1 protein-coding gene is annotated in these 230 nt (G+C 65.2%); it reads left to right on the top strand.

What is annotated here, in order from left to right; translation table 11 throughout:
* Positions 1–230 (top strand): HAMP domain-containing protein (locus B0W88_RS32440; RefSeq protein WP_144007175.1); only part of this gene is annotated, 230 nt, incomplete at both ends.

Here is a 230-nt window from a genome sequence, read left to right as displayed (position 1 = left end):
AACTTCATGGCCGGCAACCTGACCTCCCAGGTGCGGAACATCGCGGACGTGACGAAGGCCGTGGCGGCCGGTGACCTGTCCAAGAAGATCACCGTGGACGTCAAGGGCGAGATCCTGGAACTGAAGACGACCATCAACACGATGGTGGACCAGCTCTCCTCCTTCGCCGCGGAAGTGACCCGCGTGGCCCGCGAGGTGGGCACCGAAGGCAAGCTGGGCGGCCAGGCCGA

Source organism: Pelomonas sp. KK5 (assembly GCF_001984095.1).
GTDB lineage: Bacteria > Pseudomonadota > Gammaproteobacteria > Burkholderiales > Burkholderiaceae_C > KK5.
Note: the sequence above shows the minus strand (reverse complement) of the source record. Positions and strands in the feature narration are given on the sequence as shown.